24 protein-coding genes are annotated in these 26,627 nt (G+C 62.4%); 8 read left to right on the plus strand and 16 right to left on the minus strand.

The features are described 5' to 3' along the window. Positions 1 to 16: 16 nt before the first annotated feature. The 14 genes from bioD to HMCN_RS0107025 form a co-directional block, all read right to left on the minus strand. Positions 17 to 757 (minus strand): dethiobiotin synthase, encoded by a 741-nt coding sequence (gene bioD, locus HMCN_RS0106960; protein ID WP_025916704.1) that lies wholly within the window; start codon positions 755 to 757, stop codon positions 17 to 19. Next, complete coding sequence (bioA, locus tag HMCN_RS0106965) at positions 754 to 2,109, minus strand: adenosylmethionine--8-amino-7-oxononanoate transaminase (RefSeq protein ID WP_025916705.1); 1,356 nt, start codon at positions 2,107 to 2,109, stop codon at positions 754 to 756. Before bioA ends, bioD begins: the two co-directional genes overlap by 4 nt. A gap of 130 nt (positions 2,110 to 2,239) precedes the next feature. Continuing rightward, positions 2,240 to 3,025, minus strand: coding sequence for an enoyl-CoA hydratase/isomerase family protein (locus tag HMCN_RS0106970; RefSeq protein ID WP_025916706.1), 786 nt, complete (start codon positions 3,023 to 3,025; stop codon positions 2,240 to 2,242). Positions 3,026 to 3,027: 2 nt separating this feature from the next. Continuing rightward, positions 3,028 to 4,635, minus strand: a complete 1,608-nt coding sequence (locus HMCN_RS0106975; protein ID WP_025916707.1) for a carboxyl transferase domain-containing protein — start codon at positions 4,633 to 4,635, stop codon at positions 3,028 to 3,030. 74 nt (positions 4,636 to 4,709) lie between these two features. Continuing rightward, positions 4,710 to 6,416, minus strand: coding sequence for an AMP-binding protein (locus HMCN_RS0106980; protein ID WP_369792141.1), 1,707 nt, complete (start codon positions 6,414 to 6,416; stop codon positions 4,710 to 4,712). 22 nt (positions 6,417 to 6,438) lie between these two features. Then, positions 6,439 to 6,879: a YchJ family protein gene (locus HMCN_RS0106985; RefSeq protein ID WP_025916709.1), complete on the minus strand. Its 441-nt coding sequence runs from the start codon at positions 6,877 to 6,879 to the stop codon at positions 6,439 to 6,441. Beyond that, positions 6,876 to 7,301 carry a rhodanese-like domain-containing protein gene (locus HMCN_RS0106990; protein ID WP_025916710.1) on the minus strand — a complete coding sequence of 142 codons (426 nt, stop codon included), beginning with the start codon at positions 7,299 to 7,301 and terminating at the stop codon, positions 6,876 to 6,878. Before HMCN_RS0106990 ends, HMCN_RS0106985 begins: the two co-directional genes overlap by 4 nt. Before the next feature lie 125 nt (positions 7,302 to 7,426). After that, the gene (locus HMCN_RS0106995) at positions 7,427 to 8,032 is read right to left on the minus strand and encodes a 2-hydroxychromene-2-carboxylate isomerase (protein WP_025916711.1); all 606 of its coding nucleotides are present in this window, start codon (positions 8,030 to 8,032) and stop codon (positions 7,427 to 7,429) included. 28 nt (positions 8,033 to 8,060) lie between these two features. Continuing rightward, positions 8,061 to 9,203 carry an acyl-CoA dehydrogenase family protein gene (locus tag HMCN_RS0107000; RefSeq protein WP_025916712.1) on the minus strand — a complete coding sequence of 381 codons (1,143 nt, stop codon included), beginning with the start codon at positions 9,201 to 9,203 and terminating at the stop codon, positions 8,061 to 8,063. 94 nt (positions 9,204 to 9,297) lie between these two features. After that, positions 9,298 to 10,494 (minus strand): acetyl-CoA C-acetyltransferase, encoded by a 1,197-nt coding sequence (locus HMCN_RS0107005; protein ID WP_025916713.1) that lies wholly within the window; start codon positions 10,492 to 10,494, stop codon positions 9,298 to 9,300. 122 nt (positions 10,495 to 10,616) lie between these two features. Next, entirely contained in the window at positions 10,617 to 12,383 is a 1,767-nt protein-coding gene (gene aceK / locus HMCN_RS0107010; protein ID WP_025916714.1) for a bifunctional isocitrate dehydrogenase kinase/phosphatase, read from the minus strand. A gap of 172 nt (positions 12,384 to 12,555) precedes the next feature. Continuing rightward, positions 12,556 to 13,740, minus strand: a complete 1,185-nt coding sequence (locus tag HMCN_RS0107015; protein ID WP_025916715.1) for an isovaleryl-CoA dehydrogenase — start codon at positions 13,738 to 13,740, stop codon at positions 12,556 to 12,558. Positions 13,741 to 13,747: 7 nt separating this feature from the next. Beyond that, positions 13,748 to 14,197: a PaaI family thioesterase gene (locus HMCN_RS0107020; protein ID WP_025916716.1), complete on the minus strand. Its 450-nt coding sequence runs from the start codon at positions 14,195 to 14,197 to the stop codon at positions 13,748 to 13,750. Between the two features lie 100 nt (positions 14,198 to 14,297). Next, complete coding sequence (locus HMCN_RS0107025; RefSeq protein WP_025916717.1) at positions 14,298 to 14,744, minus strand: MerR family DNA-binding transcriptional regulator; 447 nt, start codon at positions 14,742 to 14,744, stop codon at positions 14,298 to 14,300. A gap of 111 nt (positions 14,745 to 14,855) precedes the next feature. Between HMCN_RS0107025 and HMCN_RS0107030 the strand changes: the two genes are divergently transcribed. Continuing rightward, positions 14,856 to 15,935, plus strand: coding sequence for an MBL fold metallo-hydrolase (locus HMCN_RS0107030; protein ID WP_025916718.1), 1,080 nt, complete (start codon positions 14,856 to 14,858; stop codon positions 15,933 to 15,935). Beyond that, entirely contained in the window at positions 15,932 to 16,561 is a 630-nt protein-coding gene (locus HMCN_RS0107035; protein ID WP_025916719.1) for an ATP-binding cassette domain-containing protein, read from the plus strand. Before HMCN_RS0107030 ends, HMCN_RS0107035 begins: the two co-directional genes overlap by 4 nt. 146 nt (positions 16,562 to 16,707) lie before the next feature. Here the strand turns inward: HMCN_RS0107035 and HMCN_RS0107040 are convergent, their stop codons facing one another. After that, positions 16,708 to 17,496, minus strand: a complete 789-nt coding sequence (locus HMCN_RS0107040) for a helical backbone metal receptor (protein ID WP_025916720.1) — start codon at positions 17,494 to 17,496, stop codon at positions 16,708 to 16,710. Then, positions 17,486 to 18,316 (minus strand): SDR family oxidoreductase, encoded by an 831-nt coding sequence (locus tag HMCN_RS0107045; protein ID WP_025916721.1) that lies wholly within the window; start codon positions 18,314 to 18,316, stop codon positions 17,486 to 17,488. The genes HMCN_RS0107040 and HMCN_RS0107045 overlap by 11 nt, the downstream gene beginning before the upstream one ends. A 372-nt stretch (positions 18,317 to 18,688) precedes the next feature. Here HMCN_RS0107045 and HMCN_RS0107050 point away from each other — a divergent pair, with 372 nt between their 5' ends. The 6 genes from HMCN_RS0107050 to HMCN_RS0107075 all read left to right on the plus strand — a co-directional run bounded on the left by HMCN_RS0107050 (position 18,689) and on the right by HMCN_RS0107075 (position 26,346). Next, entirely contained in the window at positions 18,689 to 21,544 is a 2,856-nt protein-coding gene (locus tag HMCN_RS0107050; RefSeq protein ID WP_025916722.1) for an adenosylcobalamin-dependent ribonucleoside-diphosphate reductase, read from the plus strand. A 102-nt stretch (positions 21,545 to 21,646) separates the two neighbouring features. After that, positions 21,647 to 21,880, plus strand: coding sequence for a hypothetical protein (locus tag HMCN_RS19180; RefSeq protein WP_155837449.1), 234 nt, complete (start codon positions 21,647 to 21,649; stop codon positions 21,878 to 21,880). 188 nt (positions 21,881 to 22,068) lie between these two features. Continuing rightward, a complete protein-coding gene (locus HMCN_RS0107060) occupies positions 22,069 to 22,356 on the plus strand; it encodes a cytochrome c (RefSeq protein WP_025916723.1) in 288 nt (95 codons plus the stop codon). An 11-nt stretch (positions 22,357 to 22,367) separates the two neighbouring features. Beyond that, positions 22,368 to 23,234 (plus strand): hypothetical protein, encoded by an 867-nt coding sequence (locus HMCN_RS0107065; protein ID WP_155837451.1) that lies wholly within the window; start codon positions 22,368 to 22,370, stop codon positions 23,232 to 23,234. Positions 23,235 to 23,316: 82 nt separating this feature from the next. Beyond that, the gene (locus HMCN_RS0107070; RefSeq protein WP_025916725.1) at positions 23,317 to 24,861 is read left to right on the plus strand and encodes an FAD-binding oxidoreductase; all 1,545 of its coding nucleotides are present in this window, start codon (positions 23,317 to 23,319) and stop codon (positions 24,859 to 24,861) included. 33 nt (positions 24,862 to 24,894) lie between these two features. Beyond that, positions 24,895 to 26,346 (plus strand): aldehyde dehydrogenase family protein, encoded by a 1,452-nt coding sequence (locus HMCN_RS0107075; protein WP_035626189.1) that lies wholly within the window; start codon positions 24,895 to 24,897, stop codon positions 26,344 to 26,346. The last annotated feature ends 281 nt before the right edge of the window (positions 26,347 to 26,627 follow it).

A 26,627-nucleotide genomic window follows, 5' to 3' on the forward strand; every position in this document is an offset into this window, starting at 1 on the left:
TGGACAATCCTTTACTTCAAGATGGGATGTTGGAGCCGGAATCCAAATCGGAAGCCGGCCAGCCGGGCAGGCACGACAAATCCAGATAAGTCGCCGCCGCAGCCGCAGATGGTACCGCCAAACGCGGCACGCAGCCCAGCAGCGGCGCGCCGAATTGCGAGCACAGGCGGTCCGACAGGACCGCGACATTATCCTCTGCATAGGCCAGCGCCGGATCGATGCCGTTGGCGACCCAGCCGGCCAGCGTCAGGCCGCGCGCGGCAATCGCTTCCGCCGTCAGCAGGGCGGCGCTGATGCAGCCGAGCCGCAGGCCGACCACCAGGACCACCGGCAGCGCCAGTTGCCGCGCCAGGTCGGCGGTGTCGACATCGTCGGTCAGCGGCACCCGGAAGCCGCCCACGCCCTCGACCACCACCGCCTCCGCCAGTTGCGCGATCTGCCCAAAGCAGGCCAGGATGTGGGCCGGGTCGATGGCGACCCCGTCCAGCGCGGCGGCGATATGCGGCGCCGCCGGGGTGCGCAGCAGGTACGGCGTCGCCAGCTGCGGTGCCAATACGACACTGGCGGCCGCCGCCAGCGCATCGGCATCGTCGTTGTGCCAGACGCCATCAATCAGGCCGGCGCCGGCCGCGACCGGCTTCATGCCGGCGGCGCGCACGCCGCGCCGGCCCAGCGCATGCAGGATCGCGCTGGAGATCAGCGTCTTGCCGACCTCGGTATCGGTGCCGGTGACGAAACAGGCGAATTGCATTGTCATGCTTGCAGCACCTGTTCGAACACGGCGTGAGTGCGCAACGCCAGCAGGTCGATCTCGTCGTCGCTCAGGATGTAGGGCGGCATCAGGTACACGGTGTTGCCGATCGGACGCAGCAGCAATTCCCGCTCCAGCGCCGCGCTGAAGAAGCGGCGCGAGAATGTGGCCGAGGTCGTCGCCGCCGCGTCGTCGATCGCCGCATCGAAGGCCCAGATCATGCCGCGCTGGCGGAAGTTGCGCACCTTGTCATGCGCAGCCAGCGGCGCCAGCGCGGTTGTCAGGCGCTCGGCGCGCAAGCGGTTCCGGTTCAGCACGTCGTCCTGCTCGAAGATGTCCAGCGTCGCCAGCGCCGCGCGGCAGGCCAGCGGATTGCCGGTGTACGAATGCGAATGCAGGAAGCCGCGCGCGATATCGGTGCTGTAAAACGCCTGATAGATACTGTCGCGCGTCATCACCAGCGACAGCGGCAGGTAACCGCCGCTGATGCCTTTCGACAGGCACACAAAGTCGGGCCAGACGGCAGCCTGTTCGCAGGCGAAGAAAGTGCCGCTGCGGCCGCAGCCGACCGCGATTTCGTCGGCGATCATGTGGACCTGGTAGCGGTCGCACAGCGTGCGCACTTGTTGCAGGTAGGCCGGATCGTGCATCGCCATGCCGGTTGCGCATTGCACCAGCGGCTCGACGATGACGGCGGCGATCTGGCCGGAGCGCTGCTGCAGCAGCGTTTCCAGCTCGGCGGCGGCGCGGCGCGCGACGTCAAGCGCCGATTCGCCATCCTGCGCCTGCCGCGCATCGGGCGACGCCACCACGTGTGACTGCCGCAGCAGCGGGCCGTAGGCGTCGCGGAACAGCGCGACATCGGTCACCGCCAGCGCGCCGATGGTTTCGCCGTGGTAACTGCCCTTCAGGCAGACGAATTCCTGCTTGTCGGCCAGGCCGCTGTTGCGCCACGCATGGAAACTCATCTTCAGCGCGATTTCGACCGCCGAGGCGCCGTCCGACGCGTAAAAGCAGTGGCCGAGCACGCCGCCGGTCAGCTTCGACAGCCGCTCCGACAGCGCGATCACCGGTTCGTGCGTGAAGCCGGCCAGCATCGCGTGCTCCAGCTTGTCGAGCTGGTCCTTCAGCGCCGCGTTGATGCGCGGATTCGCATGGCCGAACAGGTTGACCCACCACGAGCTGATTGCGTCCAGATAGCGTTTGCCGTCGGCATCAAACAGCCACGCGCCGCGGCCGTGGCTGACCGCTATCAGCGGCACCGGGTCTGCTCCGGCATGGTGCTGCATCTGCGTGCACGGATGCCAGACGCTTTTCAGGCTGCGCTGGACCCAGTCGGATGGTGTGTTCGCTGTCAAAATCGCCCCAAAAATTGCTGTCCGGCACGATTTTCGCGCCTGAAATATACTGTCATGTGTATTTTATGTTCCGCAGTAAATGCATGTGGTAAATGCCTATTTAAACATATACCCCATTCTTTTCAGGCAATCACAGGAGCCAGTTCGGCTTGCGTTTTTCCAGGAAAGAACTCACTCCCTCGCGCCCTTGGTCCGACGCGCGGATCTGGGCGATGCCTTCCACCGTGTCGGCGATCAGCGCGTCGCTGATCGGCCGGCCGCCGACTTCGCGCACCAGCCGCTTCGCCTGCCGTACCGCGTTCGGGCTGTTCGATGCCAGCGCCTGGACGATGCCGTCGACGGTCGCATCCAGCGCGTGCAGGGCCACCACTTCCTGCACGAAGCCGATGCGCAGCGCTTCTTCGGCCACAAACCGTTCGGCGGTCAGGAAGTAGCGGCGCGCCGCGTTTTCGCCGATGGCCTTGATCACGTACGGCGAGATGGTGGCCGGGATCAGCCCGAGCCGGACTTCCGACAGGCAGAAATTGGCTTCGGTGACGGTCACCGCGATGTCGCAGGCGGCCACCAGCCCCATGCCGCCCGCGTAGCAGTCGCCCTGTACCTTGGCCACCACCGGCTGCGGGCAATGGTAAATCGCGCGCAGCATGGCGGCCAGCTGGGCCGCATCGGCGCGGTTTTCCTCAAACGTGTAGCCGGCCATCTTGCGCATCCAGTTCAGGTCGGCGCCGGCGCAAAAGGCCGGGCCGCGCGCCGCCAGCACGATGGCGCGAACGCTGGCGTCAGCGCCGAGTTCCAGGAAGGCGCGCGTGATCTCGGCGATCGTGGCCTCGTTGAAGGCGTTGCGCACCTCGGGGCGGTTCAGGATCACCGACGCGGCGTGGCCGTCGCGCTGCAGCTCTATGGTTTGATAGCTCATGGTTACATCCTGAACAGGCCGAATTTGGTATCGGGAATCGGCGCATTCAGCGCCGCCGACAGGCCGAGGCCCAGCACCATGCGGGTGTCGGCGGGGTCGATCACGCCGTCGTCCCAGAGCCGGGCGCTGGCGTAATACGGGTGGCCCTGATGCTCGTATTGCTCCTTGATCGGCTGCTTGAAGACGGCTTCCTCTTCCGCGCTCCAGGTGCCGCCCTTCTGCTCGATGCCGTCGCGCTTGACGGTGGACAGGACGCTGGCAGCCTGGTCGCCGCCCATCACCGAGATGCGCGCATTCGGCCACATCCACAGGAAACGCGGCGAGTATGCGCGGCCGCACATGCCGTAATTGCCGGCGCCGAAGCTGCCGCCGATGATCACGGTAAATTTCGGCACCGCGGCGGTCGCCACCGCGGTCACCATCTTGGCGCCGTTGCGGGCGATCCCTTCGTTCTCGTATTTGCGCCCGACCATGAAGCCGGTGATGTTTTGCAGGAACACCAGCGGGATCTTGCGCTGGCAGCACAGTTCGATGAAATGCGCGCCTTTCAGCGCCGACTCGGAAAACAGGATGCCGTTGTTGGCGATGATGCCGACCGGCATGCCGTGGATGTGCGCGAAACCGCACACCAGCGTGGTGCCGTAGCGCGCCTTGAATTCGTCGAAATCGCTGCCGTCGACGATGCGGGCGATCACTTCGCGCACGTCAAACGGTTTGCGGGTGTCGGTCGGGATCACGCCGTACAGTTCCCGGGCGTCGAACTTCGGCGCCACCGGTTCGCGCAGCGTCGTTGCATGCTTCTTCTGGCGGTTCAGGTTGGAGACGATGGTGCGCGCCAGCGACAGCGCATGCAGGTCGTTCTGCGCCAGATGATCGACCACTCCCGACAAGCGCGTGTGGACGTCGCCGCCGCCCAGGTCTTCGGCGCTCACAACTTCGCCGGTGGCGGCCTTCACCAGCGGCGGGCCGCCGAGAAAAATCGTGCCCTGGTTATTGACGATGATCGACTCATCGCTCATCGCCGGCACATACGCGCCGCCGGCGGTGCAGGAACCCATCACCACCGCGATCTGCGGTATGCCCTTGGCCGACAGGTTGGCCTGGTTGTAGAAGATGCGGCCGAAATGTTCGCGGTCGGGAAATACGTCGTCCTGGGTCGGCAGATTGGCGCCGCCGGAATCGACCAGATAGATGCAGGGCAAATTGTTCTGGTCGGCGATTTCCTGCGCGCGCAGATGCTTCTTGACCGTCAGCGGATAGTACGATCCGCCCTTGACGGTGGCATCGTTGCAGACGATCACGCATTCAACCCCGGCGACGCGGCCGATGCCGGTGATTACGCCGGCACACGGCGCGCCGTTGTGATACATGTCATAGGCGGCCAGTTGCGAGAACTCGAGGAACGGCGTGCCCGGGTCGAGCAGCATCTGGACCCGCTCGCGCGGCAGCAATTTGCCGCGCGCCACGTGCTTCTTGCAGGCCGCCTCGCCGCCGCCTTCGGCAATCTTGGCGACCTTGGCTTTCAGATCATCGACGATCAGCTGCATCGCCGCCGCATTGGCCTTGAAATCGTCCGAGCGGGTATTCAGTTTGCTAGTCAGTTCGGGCATTGCCGCATCCTTGGTTGTGTGTCGTGTCGTAACTATTCAGCAGGCAGGGCAGCTTGCGCCCGTCCTACGCCGAATCAAGCCGTTTTGGATTCGTCCAGTTTGAGCTCTTCCTTCATCACTTCGCGCATCTTGAATTTCTGCACCTTGCCGGTGACGGTCATCGGGAACGCATCGACGAAGCGCATGTAGCGCGGTATCTTGTAATGGGCGATCTGGCCTTCGCAGAAAGTCCGCAACGCCGCCGCGTCCAGGCTGGCGCCGGGGCGCAGCACGATCCAGGCGCACAGTTCCTCGCCGTATTTCGGGTCCGGCACGCCGACCACCTGCACGTCCTGGACCGCCGGATGGCGATACAGGAATTCCTCGATCTCGCGCGGGTAAATGTTTTCGCCGCCGCGGATCACCATGTCCTTGATGCGGCCGACGATATTGACAAAGCCCTGCGCATCCATGGTGGCCAGGTCGCCGGTATGCATCCAGCCGTCGGCGTCGATCGCTTCTGCGGTTTTTTCCGGGTCGCCCCAGTAGCCGTGCATCACCGAATAGCCGCGCGTGCACAGTTCGCCGGTGGCGCCGATGGCTACGGTGGCGCCTGCGGTGTTTCCTGAGTCGGGATCGGCGATCTTGACTTCCAGGTGCGGCTGCACCCGGCCGACGGTCGCCACGCGCTGTTCCAGCGGGGTATCGGCATCGCTCTGGCAGCTGACCGGGCTGGTCTCGGTCATGCCGTAGGCGATCGTCACCTCGGCCATGTGCATGTCGCGCACCACCCGCTTCATCACCTCGATCGGGCACGGCGAGCCGGCCATGATGCCGGTGCGCAGCGTCGACAGGTCGAACTCGGCAAAGCGCGGATGGTCGAGCAGCGCGATGAACATGGTCGGCACCCCGTGCAGGCCGGTGCAGCGCTCGTGCTGCACCGCCTGCAGCACCGACAAGGGCTCGAAGCCGTCGTTCGGATAGACGATGGTGGCGCCGTGCGTCAGGCAGGCCAGGTTGCCCAGCACCATGCCGAAGCAGTGGTACAGCGGCACCGGAATACACAGCCGGTCCTGTTCGGTCAGGCGCATCGCCTCGCCGACGAAGAAACCGTTATTCAGGATATTGCGGTGCGTTAGCGTCGCGCCCTTGGGAAAGCCGGTGGTGCCGCTGGTGAACTGGATGTTGATCGGATCGCGGGCATCGAGCGTGGCGGCGACCTGCGCCAGCCGCGCATCCTGCGCGTCGCCGGTGGCTATGAAGTCGGCGAAGCGCAGCATGCCGGGCACGCTCTGCTGGCCGAGGTGGATCACGGTTTTCAGGTCCGGCAGCCGGGCGCAGACAAGCGCGCCGGGCGTGCTGCCGGCCAGTTCCGGCGCCAGCGCCTGGATCATCTCGATGTAGTTGCTGTGCTTGAATTCCGGCATCGCGATCAGGGCCTTGCAGCCGACCTTGTTGAGCGCGTACTCCAGTTCCGCCAGCCGGTAGGCCGGATTGATGTTGACCAGCACCGCGCCGATTTGGGCGGTGGCGAGCTGGGTCAGCAGCCACTGCGCATTGTTGTGCGACCAGATGCCGATGCGGTCGCCGCGCTGCAGGCCCAGCTGCAGCAGCGCGCTGGCCAGCCGCCTGGTCTCGGTCTGCAGTTGGCGGTAGGTATACCGCAACTGTTGATGGCAGGAAACCAGCGCCTCGTGCTCCGGCAAGCGCGCCGCCATCGCGTCGAAAAAATCGCCGATGGTCTGTTCTATCAGGGGAATATCGCGGGCGCCCTGGTCCTGGCTGATGCTTAGATTTGTCATTGCGTTCGTCATTGCTGTTCAGTCACTCCGGAAAACTGCCATCAACATAAAACCAGCGCCCCTGCTCCCGCACGAAACGGCTGACCTCGTGCAGGCGATGGGCGCGGCCACCGCTCCTGTAGCGCGCGACGAATTCCACCGTATCGTTGTTCGCGCTGTCTGCGTCGGGATCACATTTTGCAGCATCTTTACGTTTACGTAAACGTAAAGATGATTTTATCTCGAGTCCGAGCCAAATCAAGCCGTCATCGTCATTGAACAAACCTGCGGCCGGCCGCGTGCCAGGGTGCCAGGTGGCAAGCAGATACGCTTCGTCGCGCAAGGCATAGGCGGTATACCGCGAGCGCATCAGCGCCTCGGCCGTGGGCGGCACCCGCGCGCCGCTCAGGAACGGCGCGCAGCAGTCGGCGAACGTGCCGCCGCCGCAGGGACAGGCGCCGGGCTTGGCGATGCGCTGTTTCACCGCTGTTTCACTTGAGGCGCGCGATTTCCGCTTTCCTTTTCTGCGGTCGGCGCGCCGGCCGCTTTCCATGCGGCAAAACCGCCGTCGATGTGCGCCACCGATTCCAGCCCCATGTCCTGCACGGTCTTGGTGGTCAGTGCGCTGCGCAAGCCGCCCGCGCAGAAGAAGATGAATTCCTTGGCCTCGCCGAACACCGGCTTGTAGTAGGGCGAGTCGGGATCGACCCAGAATTCGATCATCCCGCGCGGCGCATGGAAAGCGCCCGGAATGATCCCCTCGCGCTCCAGTTCCCGCACATCGCGCAGGTCGACCAGCTGCACGTTCGGATCGGTCAGTTTGGCTTGCGCCTGCTGCACCGTATACGTTCTGATCTCGGCCATTGCTTCATCGACCAGCGCCCGGTAGCCTGTTTTCATCGCGATTCCTTCCAGCGAAATGAGTTTCTATTGGAGTATATGTAAAAATACTGCTTTTTCCTCATATTATTCAGCGACATTGAAATATACAATGCCGTGTATATCTTTTTGACAATGCGCTGTGCCGCGCTTCAGATGGTGCCGTTTTTCAGCCATGCCTCGATCTGATCGAAGCGGTCGAAGCCCCAGAAGGATTCGCCATCGACGATGATGAACGGCGAGCCGAACACGCCGCGTGCCATTGCGGCATTGATGCTGTCCTTGAACTGCGCCTTGACGGCAGCGCTGCCGGCGGCATCGATCAGCGCCGCCGCATCGAGCCCGACCGCGGCAGCGATGCGGGCGACATTATCGGGCTCGCCGATGTGCACGCCATCGACGAACAGCGCGCGAAAAATCGCCCGGGCGAACGCAATCGCTTGCGCCTCGCCGTGCGTCGCCTGCACCCACAACATGCCGCGCGCAGCGATCTGCGTGGCGATCGGAAACGTCGGCGGGAAGCGATAGTCAATCCGGTGCAAGCGCGCAGTGCGTTCCATGTCGTGGATCGAATAGTCGCCCTTCATCGGCAGCGTGGTCAGCGGCGCGCTGCCGGTGGATTTGAAAATGACGCCGAGCGCCAGCGGGTGCCAATTCACGCTGCGGCCGTATTTGGCTGCCAGCGCGTCGATCCGCGTCGAGGCAAAGTAGCCGTAGGGCGAAGAAAAATCGAAATAAAAATCGATGGCGTCGGCCATGCCGGCCTCCTTTTGATGTGCGCGCCGCTTACGCCAGCGCGCGTCCGATCAGGATTTTCTGAATGTCGCTGGTACCTTCATAGATCTGGCATACCCGCACGTCGCGGTAAATCCGTTCGACCGGGAAATCGCTCACGTAACCGTAGCCGCCGTGGATCTGGATCGCGTCGGAACAGACCTTTTCCGCCATCTCGGAGGCGAACAGCTTGGCCATCGCCGCTTCCTTCAGGCACGGCAGGCCGGCATCCTTCATGCTGGCCGCGTGCTGGATCAGCTGACGCGCCGCTTCGATCTGCGTGGCCATGTCGGCCAGCCTGAACTGCACCGCCTGGTGGTTGAAGATCGGCTGGCCGAAGCTCTCGCGCTGCTTCGCGTACAGCAGCGCGGCCTCGAACGCGGCGCGCGCCATGCCGACCGCTTGCGAGGCGATGCCGATCCGCCCGCCTTCGAGCCCGGACAGCGCGATCTTGTAGCCCTGGCCTTCTGCGCCGATCAGGTTGGCGGCCGGCACCCGGCAGTTCTCGAACAGGATCTGCGCTGTATCCGACGAATGCTGGCCGAGTTTTTCTTCCAGCCGGGCCACGATGTAGCCGGGGGTGTCGGTCGGCACCCAGAACGCGCTGATGCCCTTCTTGCCGGCAGCCTTGTCGGTGACCGCCATCACGATCGCGACGTCGGCGTATTTGCCGCTGGTGATGAACTGCTTGACGCCGTTGAGCACGTAATAATCGTCGTCCGCCGTGGTGACCCGTTCGGCAGTGGTGCGCAGCGCGGCGGCGTCGCTGCCGGTATGCGGCTCGGTCAGGCAGAATGCGCCCAGCATCGCGCCGCTGGCCAGCGGCTTGAGAAATTGTTCTTTTTGCGCGTCGTTCGCGTACATCATCGCGATGCTGCACACCGGGCAGTTGTTGACCGAAATCACGGTCGAGGTGCCGCCGTCGCCGGCCGCGATTTCCTCCAACACCAGCGCCAGCGACACGTAATCGAGGCCGGCGCCGCCCAGATGCTCCGGCACCGCGACCCCGAACGCGCCGAGCGCGGCCAGTTCCTTCAGTTCTTCCTGCGGGAAATGATGCTCCTTGTCCCAGCGCGCGGCGTTGGGCAGCAGGCGTTCCTGTGAAAATGCGCGCAATGCGTCGCGGATCATTTGATGCTGTTCGGATAAGACCATGTCGGAAGCTGCCCTGTTAAATTCCTGAATTCTTGACGACTGCGCGCTCCCCGGCCGGCGGGAAGCGCGCTGTTCGGGTTGCCTTTGCCCTAATTTACGCCATTTCGATCGCCACCGCAGTCGCTTCGCCGCCGCCGATGCACAGGCTGGCGACGCCACGCTTGCCGCCGGTCTTTTTCAGCGCGCCCATCAGCGTGACGATGATGCGCGCGCCGGAGGCACCGATCGGGTGGCCGAGCGCGCAGGCGCCGCCGTGCACGTTGACCTTGTCGCGCGGAATGCCGTGTTCCTGCATCGCCGCCATCGGCACCACCGCGAACGCTTCGTTGATCTCGAACAAATCGACGTCGGCGGTGCTCCAGCCGACCTTCTTGTACAGTTTTGCGATCGCGCCCACCGGTGCGGTGGCGAATTGATTCGGCGCCTGGGCATGGGTCGCATGCGCCAGCACCCGCGCGATCACCGTGCAGCCGAGTTTTTTTGCGGTCGATTCGCGCATCATCACCAAGGCGGCTGCGCCGTCGTTGATCGACGACGACGAGGCGGCGGTGATGGTGCCGTCCTTCTTGAACGCGGGTTTCAGCGACGGAATTTTGTCGAGCTTGGCTTTCAGCGGACCTTCATCCTTTTCGACCACCACATCGCCGCCGCGCCCGGCCACCGTGACCGGCGCGATTTCCCACTGGAACGAGCCGTCGGCGGTGGCGGCCTGCGCGCGCCGCACCGATTCCATCGCAAACGCATCCTGCTGCTCGCGGCTGAACTGGTATTGCGCCGCGCATTCCTCGCCGAAAGTGCCCATCGAGCGGCCTCCGCCCTTTTCGTCCCTAGAGTACGCGTCTTCCAGGCCGTCGAGCATCATGTGATCAAAGATCATGCCGTGGCCGATGCGGTAGCCGCCGCGCGCCTTCGGGATCAGGTACGGCGCGTTGGTCATCGATTCCATGCCGCCGGCAACCACCACCTCGTTGCTGCCGGCGGTGATCGCGTCGAACGCGAAGATCGCGGCCTGCATCGCCGAGCCGCACATCTTGGACAGCGTCACCGCGCCGGCCGACAGCGGCAGGCCGGCCTTGATCGCGGCCTGGCGCGCCGGCGCCTGGCCTTGGCCGGCCATCAGGCAGTTGCCGAAATACACGTTTTCGACCAGTTCCGGATTGACGCCGGAACGCTCGACTGCGGCCTTGATGGCGACCGCGCCGAGTTCATTGGCGCTGACGGAGGAAAAGTCGCCCTGGAAGGCGCCCATCGGCGTACGTGCTGCACCGACGATTACGATTGGATCATGCATTTCAGACCTCTTTCTAAAAGTACGTTAAGACTGCTTTATACTAGACCGTGTGTTTTTCAACACCGCAATTGAATCGTGCTTAAATCGATATTTTTCAGGCATACTCCATGCATTTCAAAATATCATGAATAGCGGTTGATGAACCGGGCTTGGGCCGCATACGGAAAAACGTCGCTGTACTGGCCGGCCAGCAACTGGTCCTTGTAGCTCTGCCACATGGCCGGCTCGAAAAAATCCGGGTGGTGCTGCAGGAAGTACTTGCGCACCCGCGCGTCGCCCAGCAGGAAAGTGCGGTAGGTTTCCGGAAAAATGTCGTGCGGGCCGACCGTGTACCAGATTTCGCCGCTCATCTCCTCCTCTTCGTTGCGCGGCTGCGGCACCTGGCGGATCACGCAATCGGTCAGGTATTCGATCTCGTCGTAATCGTAAAACACCACGCGGCCGTGGCGCGTCACGCCGAAATTCTTGAACAGCATGTCGCCGGGGAAGATGTTGGCCGAAATCAATTCCTTGACTGCCTTGCCATACTCGATGATGCCATGCTCGACCTGCGCATCGGTGCCTTGCTGCAGCCAGATATTGAGCGGCGTCATGCGCCGTTCGATATAGCAGTGCTTGATGAAGACTTCCTGGTCGATGATTTCGATCTGCGACGGCGCATACGTTTGCAGTTCGCGGATCAGCGCGGGATCCATGCGCGCGAGCGGGAACGCGACATTCGAGAATTCCAGCGTATCGGCCATGCGGCCGCCGCGGTCATGCTCCTTGACCAGCTTGTACTTGGATTCGATCAGTTCGCGGGTGGTGTCTTTCGGCGGCGGGAAATAATCCTTGATCACCTTGAACACATACGGGAACGAGGCCTGGGTAAACACCAGCATGACCATGCCCTTGATGCCGGGCGCAATGATGAAATCGTCGCTGGAATGTTTCAGGTGGTGCAGGTAGTCGCGATAAAACAGGTTCTTGCCGTGTTTCTGCAAGCCCAGCGAGGTGTAGATCTCGGCCTTGGGCTTGCGCGGCATCAGGGTGCGCAGAAAATGCACGAAGGCCGAAGGGATTTCCATCTCGACCAGAAAATAGGCGTGGGTGTAGCTGAACACCACCGCCAGCTCCTGCTCGCGAAACAGCGCGGTATCGATGCGCAGCGTGCCGTTTTCACTGTGACGGATCGCCAGCGCCATCGGAATCACATTGTCGTCATTAATGATGCGGCCGATCACATAGGCGGTCTTGTTGCGGTAAAACAGTGAATTCAGCACATGGATCTGGAAATTCTGCGCCGCCGTGGTCGGCCCGAATTCATCTTCGAAGGCGCGCACCACCCAGCCGGCATCGCGCGCCAGGTCCTCGAACGGCGTGGTCAGCGCACAATTGTTGACGATGCGCTCAAAAGTTTTGGCAAAGCCGTCCTGGTTCGGGTAATAGGCGCGGTAGGTCGGGCGGCTGGCCGGCTCTTCGTTCTCGATGTATTCGGTGGCCACCGCCGGATGGAGGAAAATGAAATCGTTGTTGTAATACGAGCGGTGCATCATCCGGGTAAACACCGAATTGTAGAAAGTCTCGGCCAGTTCCGGCTTGAGATAGGAAGTCAGCAAGCCGATGTAATGCAGCTTGACTTGCTGCCAGATTTCGTCGTCCAGCGTGGCGGCGTCGTACTCGTCTTCCAGAATCACCACCGCTTCCTTGACGCGGGCATCGTAGAACGCGATGCGGTCGCGCTGCAGCTGGCGCATGCCGTGCCAGTCCTGCGCCGCGAAGCGCTGGCGCGCAGCCTGGCTGGCCTCCTGGAATAGCCGGTAATGCTTGTCGAAGCCGTCCAGCATGGTGCGCGCCATGTCGTAGCCAACCTGCGACGATAAAAGTTTGGGAAAGGTGGATGCGGTCATGGGCAATAATTCATGTGTAATGATTATGTGCTTGTATTGCTATCAATTTAGCACTATACGACACCATGAATGCTTGCGGCGAAAGACACGACAAGCGCGAAAGAGCTCTTCGCCCAATGCATGATTTCTCGGCTCTTTTGCGCTTCTCGTGGACCAAACCCTGCCCTTATTCTCAGGCTGTTTCGGCAAACAGTTCGCGGCCGATCAGCATGCGGCGGATTTCGCTGGTGCCGGCGCCGATTTCGTACAGCTTGGCGTCGCGCCACAGGCGGCCGACCGGATATTCGTTGATGTAGCCGTTGCCGCCCAGGGTCTGGATCGCCTCGCCGGCCATCCAGGTGGCTTTTTCGGCCGAATACAGGATCGCGCCGGCCGCATCCTTGCGCAGCGCGCGCACCGCTTCCGGATTCTTCGCCCGGTCGCAGGCCTGGCCGACCGCATACACATACGCCTTGCAGGCCATCATGGTCGAGTACATGTCGGCCAGCTTGCCCTGCATCAGCTGGAATTCGCCGATCGCCTGGCCGAACTGCTTGCGCTCGTGGACATACGGCACCACCACGTCCATGCAGGCCTGCATGATACCCAGCGGGCCGCCGGACAGCACGGTGCGCTCGAAATCGAGGCCCGACATCAGCACGTTGACGCCGCGCCCGAGGCCGCCGAGGATGTTTTCGACCGGCACTTCGCAATCCTGGAACACCAGTTCGCCGGTGTGCGAGCCGCGCATGCCGAGCTTGTCGAGCTTTTGCGCGATCGAGAAACCCTTATAGCCTTTTTCGATCAGGAAGGCGGTGATGCCGCGCGGGCCCGCTTCGAGATCGGTCTTCGCGTACACCACCAGGGTATCGGCGTCGGGACCGTTGGTGATCCACATCTTGTTGCCGTTCAATACGTAGCGGTCGCCCTTCAGGTCGGCGCGCAACTTCATGCTGACCACGTCGGAGCCGGCGCCCGGTTCCGACATCGCCAGCGCCCCGATATGCTGGCCGGAGATCAGCTTCGGCAGGTACTTCGCCTTCTGTTCTACCGAGCCGTTGCGCTTGATCTGGTTCACGCACAGGTTCGAATGCGCGCCGTACGACAGGCCGACCGAGGCCGAGGCGCGCGAGATTTCTTCCATCGCGATGATGTGCGCCAGGTAGCCCATGCCAATGCCGCCATCCTCTTCCGAGACGGTGATGCCGAGCAGGCCGAGCTCGCCCATTTTTTGCCACAGGTCCATCGGAAACTGGTCGCTCTTGTCGATTTCAGCGGCACGCGGCGCGATTTCCGCCTGGGCGAATTGGGCGATGGTGTCGCGCAGCGCGGCGATGTCTTCGCCATGATCAAAGCTCAAGCCGGGTAAGTGGAGCATGTCGTCCTCACGTATTTTCAAAAGTTACAGGAATTACAAACAGGGTTTGCTGCATGATCGCGCACAGTTTTTCCACGCCATCTTTCACCACGAAAACGTCGGCGGCAGTCACCACCAGCGTCTTGCCGGCCTTCAGCACACGGCCGCGCGCGATCAGCAGCTGGCCGATGCCGGGCGCGACGATATTGATCTTGTATTCGGCGGTCAGGCATTCGTTGTTTGGCATCAGCAGCGTATTGGCCGCATAGCCGCCGGCCACATCGGCCAGGGCGCCGATCACGCCGCCGTGAAAAAAGCCGTGCTGCTGGGTTACCGCCGCGCTCATCGGCAGCACCATTTCGCAGCTGCCTTCGGCAGCGCCGGCCAGGCGCGCACCCCACGCCGTCAGTGTGCCTTGCCGGGCGATGCTGGCCTCCAGCAGGGCATGGATAGGTTTGGGCGAAAGCGTTTGCGGCATTGCGTGCTCCTGCTGTGACGGGAAATTGGAACGCAAATGATACCTGCAATTGACGTTTACGTAAACGTCAACCTTAGTGCCTGATATTCTGGCTGGAATCCTACTCGAGTGCGGCGCCGGCTTCGCTTGCCGCTGCCGCGGTCTTTTTCAATCTGATTTTGCCCGGTTTTCCGCCGGCAAGAACGCGCCGGCATTCGGCTTCGTGGGCGGTGATTTCCACCAACGCGGCTTCGATGTCTTCGCGCTGCTGCTCCAGCATCGTGCGGTGCCGGGTCAGCACGTCGAGAAAGTGCTGGGTCTGGGCAACCGTGTCTTTCGGCGACTCGTACATGTCGACTAGATCCCTGATTTCCTGCAGGGTCAGGCCGAGGCGCTTGCCGCGCAGCGTGAGTTTCAGGCGGGTGCGGTCGCGCGGGGAGTAGATCCGGCTGCGTCCGCCGGCGCCTTCGCGCGCCGGGCTGATCAAGCCCTGGTCCTCATAAAAGCGGATCGCGCGCGGCGTAACGTCGAATTCGCGCGCCAGTTCGGTGATGGTATAGGTCGGCATGGGCGGCAATGGGAATTTGTGTTTAGAATCGCAGTTTACGTTAACGTAAAATGCATTGTATAGGCGAGAGTGCCGTCAGTGTTGCTGAATCTAAAAAGGAAAATTCCCGCCATGAATGCATTGGAAGCACAACTCGATTACCCGTTCGGCGATAGTTTGCCGGCCAGCAGCGCGCTGCTGGAAGTCGCGCCCGGCCTGCACTGGCTGCGCATGGGTTTGCCGTTCGCGCTGAACCACATCAACCTGTGGCTGCTGGAGGATAATTTTCAGGGCAGGGATGGCTGGACCGTCGTCGACTGCGGCATCGCCAACGACGCCACCCGCGCCGCCTGGGAGACCATCTTCGCGACCCAGCTGCGCGGCTTGCCGGTGCTGCGGGTGATCGCCACCCACTGCCACCCGGACCACGTCGGCCTGGCCGACTGGCTGTGCAGCCGCTGGGATGCGCCGCTCTGGATGACGGCCGGCGAATACGGCTTTGCGCGCATGATGTCGGCCGCGCTGCCGGGCGTGGATGGCAGCGCGGCGCTGCCGCACTTCCAGCAGCACGGCCTGACTGACTCGGTGATGCTGGAAACCCTGCAGGGGCGCAAGAGCTATTACCCGACGCTGGTGCCGTCGGTGCCCGCCGCCTACCACCGGCTGCAGGAAGGCCAGAGCGTGCGCATCGGACAGCGCGACTGGCGCGTGATCGCCGGCTTCGGCCATTCGCCCGAACACGCGGCGCTGGCCTGCTTTGATGATGCGCTGCTGATCTCGGGCGACATGGTGCTGCCGCGCATTTCGACCAATATCTCGGTGTTCGCGGTCGAGCCGGAATCGAATCCGGTGCGGCAATACCTGGATTCGTTGCAGAAGTATTTGCCGCTGCCGTTTGATACGCTGGTGCTGCCCAGCCACGGCAAGCCGTTTCGCGGCCTGGCCACGCGCATCGCCCAGCTTGACGCGCACCATGCGGAACGGCTGGCCGAAGTGCTGGCGGCCTGCGCCCGGCCGAAATCGGCGACCGAGATCGTGCCGCTCATGTTCCTGCGCCCGCTCGATTCGCACCAGTTTAGCTTCGCGCTGGGCGAGGCGCTGGCGCACCTGCACCTGCTGTGGTTCGATGGCAAGCTGGAACGGATTACCGGCGACGACGGCATTTACCGCTTCCAGCAAGCCGGGCGGAACGACATTGGCGGCACGCGATGAGCGACAGCTCTGCGGTGCTGCAGGCCGAGGCCCTGTGCTTTGGCTGGCCCGGGCATCCGTTGTTGAATGGCTGGTCGGCGCGCATCCGGCCCGGCGTAACGCTGGTGCGCGGCGCAGAGAGCAGCGGCAAAACCACGTTGCTGCGCCTGCTGGCGGGCGACCTGCCCGCGCAATCCGGCGTGCTGCAGGTAAACGGCGTGCGCCTCGACCAGCAACCGGAGCGTTACCGGGAACAGGTGTTCTGGACCGATCCGCGCAGCGCAGCCCTCGATGCGCACAGCGCCGCCGCCTGGTTCCAGACCCTGCCTCGCCTCCATCCGCGCTTTGGCACCGAAGCACTGGCTGAACTGGTGGACGGGTTTTCGCTCGCGCCGCATCTGGACAAGCCGCTCTACATGCTCTCCACCGGCTCCAAACGCAAAGTCTGGCTGACCGCCGCCTTTGCATCAGGCGCAGCCGTGACCGTGATCGACGAACCCTTCGTCGCGCTCGACCGGCGCTCCATCGGCTTTCTGCTCGGATTGCTGCAGGACGTGGCCGGCCACCCATCGCGCGCCTGGGTCGTGGCCGACTACGCAGCGCCGGAGGGCGTGCCGCTGACCGGGATGGTGGAATTGGCGGAATGACGCAAGCGGCGGCAGTACGCAGGTCGGGGCTGCCAAGAGCGTTTGAAGCGATATTTATACATAGCCGTGTATAAATTGATGCCGCAATGAAAATGCGCTGGAATTGGCTGTTTTATTGCATACCCAATGTTTTTGCGTGAAATGCATTACAGTCCCGCCAGCGCATCCAGATAGCGCAGGCCGGCAATCGCCCGGCTGCCGTACCAGGACAGCATTTCCCCATCCACCAGTTGCACCGGCACCCCGATCTGGCGCTCCAGCGCATCGACGTGCGCTGCGGTGAAGCGGTACGGCTCGGTTGACAGCAACACCATGTCGATCGCCCCGATCACTGCCGGCGACCAGTCGAACGCCGGATAGCGTTCGGGCTTCGGCGATTGCCAAGTTTGCCAGCCGATTTCGGCCAGCATGTTGGCGATATAGGTGTCCTTCGACACCGTCATCCACGGGTCTTGCCAGATGCAGTACAGCACGGTGCGCGGCGTTTTTCGGGGCCGCGCCGCCAGCGCCGCATAGGCGTGCTCGAACGCGCGGCACAGGCAATCGGCCTGCGACTCGGCGCCGAAGATGCCGCCCAAGAGCCGGTACAGCGCCAGGTTGTCGCGCGGCGTCTGCGGGTGGGTGACGATCAGGTGCGGAATGAAGGCGGCCAGCGCTTCGACCACGGGTTTTTCGTTTTCGTCGATATTGACGATCAGGTGGCTCGGCGCCAGCGCCCGGATTTTTTCAAGATTGACGTCCTTGGTGCCGCCGACCTTCGGCATCGCGCGCACCAGTTCGGCCGGATGGATGCAGAATCCGGTGCGCCCGACGACGTGCTGCGCCAGTCCCAGATCACATAGCAGCTCGGTGATCGACGGCACCAGGCTGACGATGCGCGGCTGCGCACCGGCGGCCAGCGCCGCATGGACATTACCGACGGCGTCAATCAGCATGCCGGGCTCCGGTTGCCGGGGGCGCCGGGGTCAGATTCGCGGCGCGCGCCTTGTGCGGCGCCCCGGCAAAGATGCGGTCGTACAGCCAGTTCGGCAGCAGCCGCAGCAGCTTGGCGACCGCCCCCATTTGCCATGGAATCACCCGGTAGCTGGCGCCGGCCGCAATGCTGGCCCGCGCAGCGGCCGCGAAGCCGGCGGCCGGCATCAGGAACGGCATCCGGTAGCGGTTGGCTTGCGTCATCGGGGTGTCGACGTAGCCGGGCGCGATGGTCACGACCCGGATTCCGCTCGGCTTGAGTTCCAGCCGCAGCGATTCGCAGTAGCTGAGCACGGCCGCCTTCGATGCGCTGTACGCTTCCGCGCCCGGCAAGCCGCGGATCCCGGCCACGCTGCCGATTCCGACCAGCCGGCAGCCGCGCCGGCCGGCCTGCGCCTGGGCCCGCATGCCGGCAATGAACGGCGCGAAGGTGGCTACCGTGGCATTGAGGTTGACCGCCATGATGCGCTCGAATACCGCGAAATCCTCGGCAAATTCAGTCAGCGTGCCTTGCGAGATGCCGGCGCTGGCGATCACCACCTCGACCCCGTCTGCGCCGGCGCAGGCGATGAAATCCTGCGCCGCAGCCTGCAAGGCCGGATAGTCGGTCACATCCAGCGCATAGCTGCGGTGCAGTTCAGGATGGGGCAGGCCGGCAATCAGTTGCGCCAGCGCCGGCCCGCGCCGCGCCACCAGCCCCAGCACCGCGCCCTGCGCCGCATATTCGCGCGCCAGCGCAGCCCCGATGCCGCTCGATGCGCCGGTAATGAAGACATGTGTCACACTAATTCCTTGAAAAAATCGGTTGCAGGTACATCCTGTGAATATTAGAGCACAGGCTGCTGTACTGCATCGGCCCAGGCCGGCTGGCGGCTTCGGATATCCGGCAGGCCAAGGTTCGCGCTGGCGTGCTGGAAATTTCGAATTTACCACTACATGTAGTTGCAAAAATAAAATTTTGACTGCATATTGAAGTTGGTGGATAATTCATCCCAGCAAAACCCGCATCGCGAAATTTTCTCAAAGCTGGAAATCCGGCTGCAGCAGAGTCCCTTTTCCGCTGGCGATCGTTGCCTCAGACCGCAGCACTAACACCGCATTACCCTATTTAGATTAACCTCCGGCGCTGCGGCGCCGGCTCCAAGGAGTCCAAGCATGCAAAAACTCGAAAGCACCGCCATCGCGCTGGCGGAACCGCAGGATATTTCGACCGAAGTGCTGATCGAAAAATACGCGAAGGGCGGCGAAACCGGCATCGACGAAGTGCGCTCGCGGGTAGCGAAGGCGCTGGCGCAGGTCGAGGACCCGAAGCAGCGCAAGAAGCACGCGGACGAATTCCTGTGGGCAATGCAGCACGGCTTCATCCCGGCCGGGCGCGTCAACAGCGCCGCCGGCACCGATCTGCAGAGCACGCTGATCAACTGCTTCGTGCAGCCGGTCGGCGACTCGATCACCGAGCGCGTCGGCGGCAAACCCGGCATCTATACCGCGCTGGCGCAGGCGGCCGAAACCATGCGGCGCGGCGGCGGCGTCGGCTATAATTTTTCCGCGATCCGGCCCAAAGGCGCGATGGTCAAGGGCACCGGCAGCAGCGCATCCGGCCCGATTTCCTACATGAAAGTGTTCGACCGCTCGTGCGAAACGGTGGAATCGGCCGGCGCCCGCCGCGGCGCGCAAATGGCGGTGGTCAACGTGGCTCATCCGGACGTGCTCGACTTCATCACCGTCAAGCAGGAACGCGGCCAGCTCAACAACTTCAACATCTCGGTCGGCGTCACCGACGCCTTCATGCAGGCAGTGGTTGACGACCTGCCGTTCGAGCTGACGCACGCAACCGAGCCGAACGCCGAACTCAAGCGCAACGGCGCCTACCTGCGCGCCGACGGCCTGTGGGTATACCGCACCGTGCAGGCGCGCGATGTGTGGGACCTGATCATGCAGAGCACCTACGCGGCGGCCGAGCCGGGCGTGCTGTACATGGACCGCATCAATGCCGAAAACAACCTGGCCTATTGCGAAACCATCGAAGCCACCAACCCGTGCGGCGAGCAGCCGCTGCCCGACTACGGCTGCTGCTGCCTCGGCAGCCTGAACCTGACCGAGTACGTGACCGCGCCGTTCACGCCCGAGGCGGCGTTCGATTTCGCGCTGATGGCGCGCGTGACCAAGATCGCGGTGCGCATGCTCGACAACGTGCTGATCGCCACCAAGTGGCCGCTGGAAGAGCAGGCCCGCGAAGCCGACGCCAAACGCCGCCTCGGTCTCGGCTTTACCGGCCTGGGCGATGCCCTGATCATGCTCGGGCTGCGCTACGACTCCGAGCAGGGCCGTGCACTGTCCGGCGACATCGCGCGCGAAATGCGCGACGCTGCCTATTTCGGCTCGGTCGATCTGGCCAAGGAACGCGGCCCGTTCCCGCTGCTCGATGCCGAAAAATACCTGCAAGGCGGCTTCGCGGCGCGCCTGCCGGACGCGCTGAAAGACGCGATTCGCAGCCACGGCATCCGCAACTCGCACCTGACCTCGATCGCGCCGACCGGCACCATTTCGCTGGCGTTCGCCGACAATGCGTCGAACGGCATCGAGCCGGCATTCTCGTGGTTCTACAACCGCATGAAGCGCATGGCCGACGGTTCCAAGAAGGATTACACGGTGGAAGACCATGCGTACCGGGTCTATCGCGCGCTCGGCCATGACGTCAACCAGCTGCCGCCGGCGTTCGTTTCGGCGCTGGAAATTTCCGCCACCGACCACATGCTGATGGTGGCCGAAGTCGCGCCCTACGTCGATGCGGCGATCTCGAAGACGGTCAACGTCCCGGCCGACTACCCATACGACGATTTCAAGAACCTGTACATGGAAGCCTGGCGCAAGGGTCTGAAAGGCATCACCACCTACCGTCCCAACAGCGTGCTGGGCGCGGTGCTGTCGGTCACTGCAACCACTGCAGAGCAAGCCAGCACGCCGCAGCCGATCACGCTGTCGGAGCAGGACAAGCGGCTGGTGCTGACCGAAGTCGCGATGTCGCCGCCGCTGGCGTCGCTGCGCTGGCCGTCGCGCCCCGGCTTGCCGGCCGGCGCTTCCGGCTGGGTCAGCGAGACCATCCGCACGCCGCAAGGCGATTTCGCGGTGGTGGTGTCGGACCAGGCCAATGTGCCGTTTGAAGTCTGGGTGCTGGGCGGCCAGCCGCCGCGCGGCCTGGATGCGATCGCCAAAACCCTGTCGGCCGACATGCGCGCCAATGATCGCGGCTGGCTGCGCACTAAACTGTCGGTGCTGGCGCACGCCTACGGCGACGGCTTCGAAATGGCGATGCCGCCGAACGGCGCGCCGGTACAGGTGCCGAGCGCTACCGCCGCACTGGCCAAGCTGGTCGAATGGCGCTACCATCAGCTGGGCGCGCTCGACGCCCGGGCCAACGACCCCAGCCCGGTACTGAATGCGCTGTTCGCACCGCACGAGCCGAAGACCGGTACCGACGGCACGCTGGCCTGGGTGGCCGACGTCAGGAACCCGTCCACCGAAGACGATTTCGTGCTGATGCTCAAAGAGCTGCAAATGCCGGACGGTACCCGCCGCCCGTACAGCATGTGGCTGACCGGCGCCTATCCGCGCGCGCTGGACGGCCTGTGCAAGCTGCTCAGCCTCGACATGCGGGTAATCGATCCGGCCTGGATCGGCATGAAGCTGCGCAAGCTGCTCAACTACGCGGAACCGCGCGGCGACTTTCTGGCCCGCATCCCCGGCAGCGAAAAACAGTCCAGCTATCCGTCCACCGTGGCCTACGTCGCGCAACTGGTGATCCACCGCTACGCGATGCTGGGCATCCTGACCGAAGCCGGCACCCCGGTCAACGCGATGGGCGTGGTCACCGACGAGCCGACCCACCAGCCCAAGGCCGCCGCCACGATGGCCGGCCGCTTGTGCGGCGAATGCGGCAACAGTGCCGTGATCAAGAAGGATGGCTGCGATTTCTGCACCGCCTGCGGCGCGATCGGCAGCTGCGGTTGAGTGCGCGTTACACCATGACGTGAAATTTTGACGCATCAGTGAAAGTCGGCGCCGAGCGCGGGCTTCCATGACATGCGTATCAAGCTGCGCCGTTTTGATTAGATGGCTGAAGGCAGTTCCTCTCGCGGGGAACTGCCTTTTTGTTTGCAAACAAAATTACTTCACCAGCTTCTTCTCGAACTGCGCAGATACCTGCCCGCCAGTTTTCGGTTGGTCCGAACCGAAGGTGCCGGCATCGAGGGCATCAATGCAGCGCGTCAGATCCCCCGACAGCACCGCCTACGTGCGCTATCCGCGATTGATAAAAACTATGGCATCGATGCATTTACCAAATAATCAAAGTCTCGTTTTTTTAATCATTTGATAAACCGTTATAAATCAATATGTTGCAGTGCATTAAAATAAAAATCAATGCATTCAAGCAGTTAGCCTCTGGCACGATTCATGCACATAATTCTGGCGCAACACAGAGAAAACGATATCGGCAAGAGTCCTTGCAAGGTATTCAACCAGGAGACAAATTCATGAGGCAAAAGACGTTTTTCCGGCTTTGCATCGGCATTCCGGCCATGCTTGTTGCCAGTATTGCCATGGCTGATGGCAACGGTCAGTGGCTGAGCGGTCAGGAGGCTTACAGCAAGGTTTGCAGTTATTGCCACGATCGGGGCATCGGTCCGGTCATCAAAGGGCTGAACAAGAGTCCCGATCTGGTCCGGCTGGTGGTGCGTGCGGGCAATCGGGCGATGCCGGCGTTTCGTCAGGGCGAGATCGACGACGCGACGCTGACCAAAATCGCCGAGTACATTAAGTGAGGATGCCCGCCATGCAGATTTCTCGTCGCAGCATCCTAAAAAGCATGATGGCGGGCAGCACATTGGCAGCCTATGGCTTGCCCCGGTTCGCGTTTGCCGCGTCGGCAGGGCCGGCGGCGCCGATTGCGCCGCGCGAAATCATGCTGCTCACGGCCGGCACCACGGACCGGTTCGGACTGGGGGTGCAGGCAGCCGGTGCCGCCGACAGTATTGCATTCGGAAATAGCCTGCCCGACGCCGGGGCACTGCTCCGCATGTTTTCAAGCGTGCGTGGCAAGCGCCTGGTGGGGCTAATGTCGGATGCGGCCTATGTGCTGTTTTCCGAGTTGGCGCGCGATGCCGGCGTGGTCCAGATGATCGAAGGCCGCCACATGGTTAGCGCAGATGGCAGCAGCGGCACCCATGCGCTGCATTCGGTGCCGGGTTTCCACGGTACGGCCCAGTCGCTGGCTACCGCGCTGGCGCCGGGCCACGCCGCTTTTGCCATTACCGAAGTGCCGCTGGGCGGCAGTGGCCGTGCGCTACGCGGCGTTGACTGGTCGTCGCTCGGATTTGCTTCATTTCGGGTCGCGGGCGCCGCGCCGCAAGACGAAACCTGGCTGCATTTGTCCGGACTGGATATCTGGCAAGGCTGCGATGCGCTCGGCGTCGACCCCGCTCAGGCGGAAGCCTTGCGCTGCTGGCGCACTGTCGCAGCGCCCGACAGCAGCGCCAGCCTGGGATGGGAGCAGACGCTGGGGCAGGCGCTGGCCGGGCTGGCTGCAGGCGGCATCAGCAACAGTGCGCCTTGCGTCAATCAGGCTTTCATCCATCAGTTGCTGTCGCATGAAGATGGTGCGAGACACAACAGCTACGTTTCATTCGTGATGGAAGCGTAATGCCGTTACATCATCAACCGCGTCGTCTGCCGGTGCCTGCCGCTTGCGGTGCCTGCGTACTCAATGATTTCTGAGGAATTCCATGTCCAAATACATCGCATTGCCCAAAAGCGTGACCGAAGCCACCTTCGACAAGGCCATCGCCGCTTTTCAACGCATCCTGGGCGCAGACAATGTGCTCATCAGTGCCATGCAACTCACCCCCTATCGCAAGACCATGATGGCCGTGGCCGACGATAGTCACGCACCGTCGGCGGCCATCGTCGCCCATTCAGTCGAGCAAATCCAGGAAATATTGACTGTATGCAATAAATACAAGGTGCCGGTATGGACCATCTCCACTGGCAAGAACCTGGGCTACGGCTCCGCAGCGCCGGGCGAACGCGGGCAAGTGGTGCTGGATCTGAAGCGCATGAACAAGATTATCGAGGTCAATGCCGAACTCGGCTATGCACTGGTGGAACCGGGCGTGACTTACCAGCAACTATACGATTACATTCAGGAACACAAGCTGCCGCTGTGGATGTCGTGTCCGGCGCCATCAGCGATTGCCGGGCCGCTAGGCAATACGGTAGATCGCGGCGTCGGTTATACCCCGTACGGCGAACATTTCCTGTTTTCCTGCGGCATGGAAGTGATCCTCGCCACCGGCGAGGTGCTGCGTACCGGCATGGGCGGGGTGCAAAACTCGAATACCTGGCAAGTCTTCAAATGGGGTTACGGCCCTTCGCTGGATGGCATTTTCACCCAATCCAATTACGGCATCGTGACCAAGCTTGGCATCTGGCTGATGCCGGAACCGCCAGCCTACAAGCCATTTTGCATCCGCTTTCCGGATGAAACCGACATTGTCGATATCGTCGAGACCATCCGTCCGCTGCGTATTGCAAATGTCATCCCGAACGCGATCGTGATTGCCAGCACCATCTGGGAAGCGGCGGTCACGATCAAACGCAGCAGCGTGTATCAGGGCACAGGGCAGATCCCGGACGATGTATTGAAGGAAGTCGCCAAGAACAACAACCTCGGCGCCTGGAATGTATACGCCGCTTTGTATGGTTCGCCCGAACAGATCGAAGTGAACTGGCAGATCATCAACCACTTCTTCAAGAAGCATCCGAAGGCCCGCATCGTGACCGCAGAGGAAGAGGGCAACAATCCGGTGTTCCAGTACCGCGCCGACCTGATGCGCGGCAAGCCCAACCTGACCGAATTCGGCCTGTACAACTGGCGTGGCGGCGGTGGCTCGATGTGGTTCGCTCCGGTGTCGCAGGCGATGGGCGGCGAGACCCTGAAACAGATGGAGATGGCCAAGCGGATTCTGGCCAAGCATGGCCTTGATTATGTTGCTGAATTCATTGTCGGCTGGCGCGACATGCACCACATCATTGACGTGCTGTTTGATAAATCCAATCCGGAAGAGGTCAAGGCCGCCAACGCCTGCTTCAGCGAACTGCTGGATGAGTTTACCAAGGCCGGTTACGGCACCTATCGCACCAATACCGAATTCATGGACAAGGTGGCCGAAACCTACGGACCGGTGCAACGCAAGGTGTTCCAGAAGCTCAAGCGCGCACTTGACCCGAACGGCATTCTGTCGCCGGGCAAGTCGGGCATCCGCATCTAACTGATATTCATGATCAAGAAAGAGAGAGACAACATGCAAGTTGCAAAAGAATACAAGCTGTTCATTGACGGCGAGTGGGTTGCATCCGGCAACGGAACCGTAGCCAACGACATGAATCCCGCCACCGGCGAAGTCTTTGCCCGCGTGCATCAGGCCTCGCGCGACGATATCGAACTGGCGATTGCCGCAGCTTACCGGGCCAAGGACGAGTGGGGCAACATGCTGGCCAACCAGCGCGAGGCGATCCTGCTCAAGGCCGCCACTGTGCTGGAGTCGCGCATGCAGGAAATGGCCGAAGTGCTGATGGACGAGGCCGGTTCCGGCTACGGCAAGGCGATGTTCGAATCCTCGTTCGTGGTGAATCTGTTGCGCAGCGCCGCCGGCGAATGCCGCCGCATCTACGGCGAGACCATTCCGTCCGATTCTCCGGGACTGTTCTCGATGAGCGTGCGGCGTCCGCTGGGGGTAATCGCCGGCATTGCACCATTCAATTTCCCGTTCCTGCTTGCAATGAAAAAGGTGGCGATGGCGCTTGCCGCCGGCAACACTTTCGTGTTGAAACCGGCCAGCTACACGCCGGTGATCGGCCTGAAAATCGGCGAGCTTTTCGAAGCTGCAGGATTGCCGAAAGGAGTGCTCAATATCATTCCGTGTCAAGGCGCGACCCTCGGCGACACGCTGGTGGCCGACCCGCGCATCCGCATGGTGACATTCACCGGGTCAACCGAAGTCGGCAAGCAACTGGGGGCCGAAGCCGGCAAGCATCTGAAGAAGATCTCGCTGGAAATGGGCGGCAAGAGCCCGATGATCGTCCTCAACGATGCAGACCTCGACTATGCGGTTAATGCTGCGGCCTTCGGCGTGTTCCTGCACCAGGGACAGGTGTGCATGGCGAACTCCCGCCTGATTGTCGAGGCCGGGGTGTTCGACGCCTTTTGCGAAAAATTCACGGCCAAGGCACGCAGCTACCAGGTCGGCGATCCGCATGATCCGCGCACGGTGATCGGCCCTCTGATCGACCGCAAGCAATGCAGCTTCATTGATGGGCATGTCAGCGATGCGCTGGCCAAGGGAGCGAAATTGCTGTGCGGAGGCACTTCGGAAGGCAACTTCTACCAGCCCACCATCCTGGCCGGCGTCACCACCGACATGCGCGTGTTCCGTGAAGAGAGCTTCGGCCCGGTGGTGTCGGTGATCCTCGCCACCGATAGCGAGGATGCGCTGCGACTGGCCAATGACAGCAGTTTCGGCCTGTCGGCCGCACTGATAACCAACGATCTGCAGAAAGCGTTTGATCTGTCGCTGCGGCTCGAAAGCGGAATGGTGCACGTTAACAATTGCACCGCCTACGACGAGCCGAACGTACCGTTTGGCGGCATCAAGGATAGCGGCTTCGGGCGCGAAGGCGGTCATTACTCGATGGATGAAATGACCGAGTTGAAGTGGATCACGGTGCAGATGGGGCAGCGCAAGTTTCCTTTCTGATTCCATTCCTAAATCAATCGTGCACTTTGTCGGCTTCGCTTGCCGTACTTTACGTACGGCCTGCATTCCACCTTCGCATTCACGGTTGATGTAAAAAAGGAATGCGATACGCAAAGGTGTCTTCTCTCCCGGGTTCCCGGGTTTGCGGGGCGCAAGCCCTTTTGTGCCCCGCATTTTTTCGACGGCTCAGTGCGTACGACAAGCGAAAAATAATAAGGAAACGTCATGGAACAATTGACCAATGCCGCTGCCTGCCTGTTCGAAACAGGAGCAGAGGAACG

It is taken from the genome of Herminiimonas sp. CN, from assembly GCF_000622895.1.
In the GTDB taxonomy this organism is placed as follows: Bacteria; Pseudomonadota; Gammaproteobacteria; order Burkholderiales; family Burkholderiaceae_D; genus AVCC01.

Coding starts and splice junctions, on each gene's coding strand:
- HMCN_RS0107070 (WP_025916725.1), top strand. CDS start 23,317: ATGTCCAAATACATCGCATTGCCCAAAAGCGTGACCGAAGCCACCTTC.
- HMCN_RS0107000 (WP_025916712.1), bottom strand. CDS start 9,203: ATGGTCTTATCCGAACAGCATCAAATGATCCGCGACGCATTGCGCGCA.
- HMCN_RS0106980 (WP_369792141.1), bottom strand. CDS start 6,416: ATGACAAATCTAAGCATCAGCCAGGACCAGGGCGCCCGCGATATTCCC.
- HMCN_RS0106995 (WP_025916711.1), bottom strand. CDS start 8,032: ATGGCCGACGCCATCGATTTTTATTTCGATTTTTCTTCGCCCTACGGC.
- HMCN_RS0106970 (WP_025916706.1), bottom strand. CDS start 3,025: ATGAGCTATCAAACCATAGAGCTGCAGCGCGACGGCCACGCCGCGTCG.
- HMCN_RS0107030 (WP_025916718.1), top strand. CDS start 14,856: ATGAATGCATTGGAAGCACAACTCGATTACCCGTTCGGCGATAGTTTG.
- HMCN_RS0107065 (WP_155837451.1), top strand. CDS start 22,368: ATGCAGATTTCTCGTCGCAGCATCCTAAAAAGCATGATGGCGGGCAGC.
- HMCN_RS0107050 (WP_025916722.1), top strand. CDS start 18,689: ATGCAAAAACTCGAAAGCACCGCCATCGCGCTGGCGGAACCGCAGGAT.
- HMCN_RS0106975 (WP_025916707.1), bottom strand. CDS start 4,635: ATGCCCGAACTGACTAGCAAACTGAATACCCGCTCGGACGATTTCAAG.
- HMCN_RS0107035 (WP_025916719.1), top strand. CDS start 15,932: ATGAGCGACAGCTCTGCGGTGCTGCAGGCCGAGGCCCTGTGCTTTGGC.
- HMCN_RS0107040 (WP_025916720.1), bottom strand. CDS start 17,496: ATGCTGATTGACGCCGTCGGTAATGTCCATGCGGCGCTGGCCGCCGGT.
- aceK (WP_025916714.1), bottom strand. CDS start 12,383: ATGACCGCATCCACCTTTCCCAAACTTTTATCGTCGCAGGTTGGCTAC.
- HMCN_RS0107015 (WP_025916715.1), bottom strand. CDS start 13,740: ATGCTCCACTTACCCGGCTTGAGCTTTGATCATGGCGAAGACATCGCC.
- HMCN_RS19180 (WP_155837449.1), top strand. CDS start 21,647: ATGGCTGAAGGCAGTTCCTCTCGCGGGGAACTGCCTTTTTGTTTGCAA.
- HMCN_RS0107005 (WP_025916713.1), bottom strand. CDS start 10,494: ATGCATGATCCAATCGTAATCGTCGGTGCAGCACGTACGCCGATGGGC.
- HMCN_RS0107025 (WP_025916717.1), bottom strand. CDS start 14,744: ATGCCGACCTATACCATCACCGAACTGGCGCGCGAATTCGACGTTACG.
- HMCN_RS0107060 (WP_025916723.1), top strand. CDS start 22,069: ATGAGGCAAAAGACGTTTTTCCGGCTTTGCATCGGCATTCCGGCCATG.
- HMCN_RS0107075 (WP_035626189.1), top strand. CDS start 24,895: ATGCAAGTTGCAAAAGAATACAAGCTGTTCATTGACGGCGAGTGGGTT.
- bioD (WP_025916704.1), bottom strand. CDS start 757: ATGACAATGCAATTCGCCTGTTTCGTCACCGGCACCGATACCGAGGTC.
- HMCN_RS0107020 (WP_025916716.1), bottom strand. CDS start 14,197: ATGCCGCAAACGCTTTCGCCCAAACCTATCCATGCCCTGCTGGAGGCC.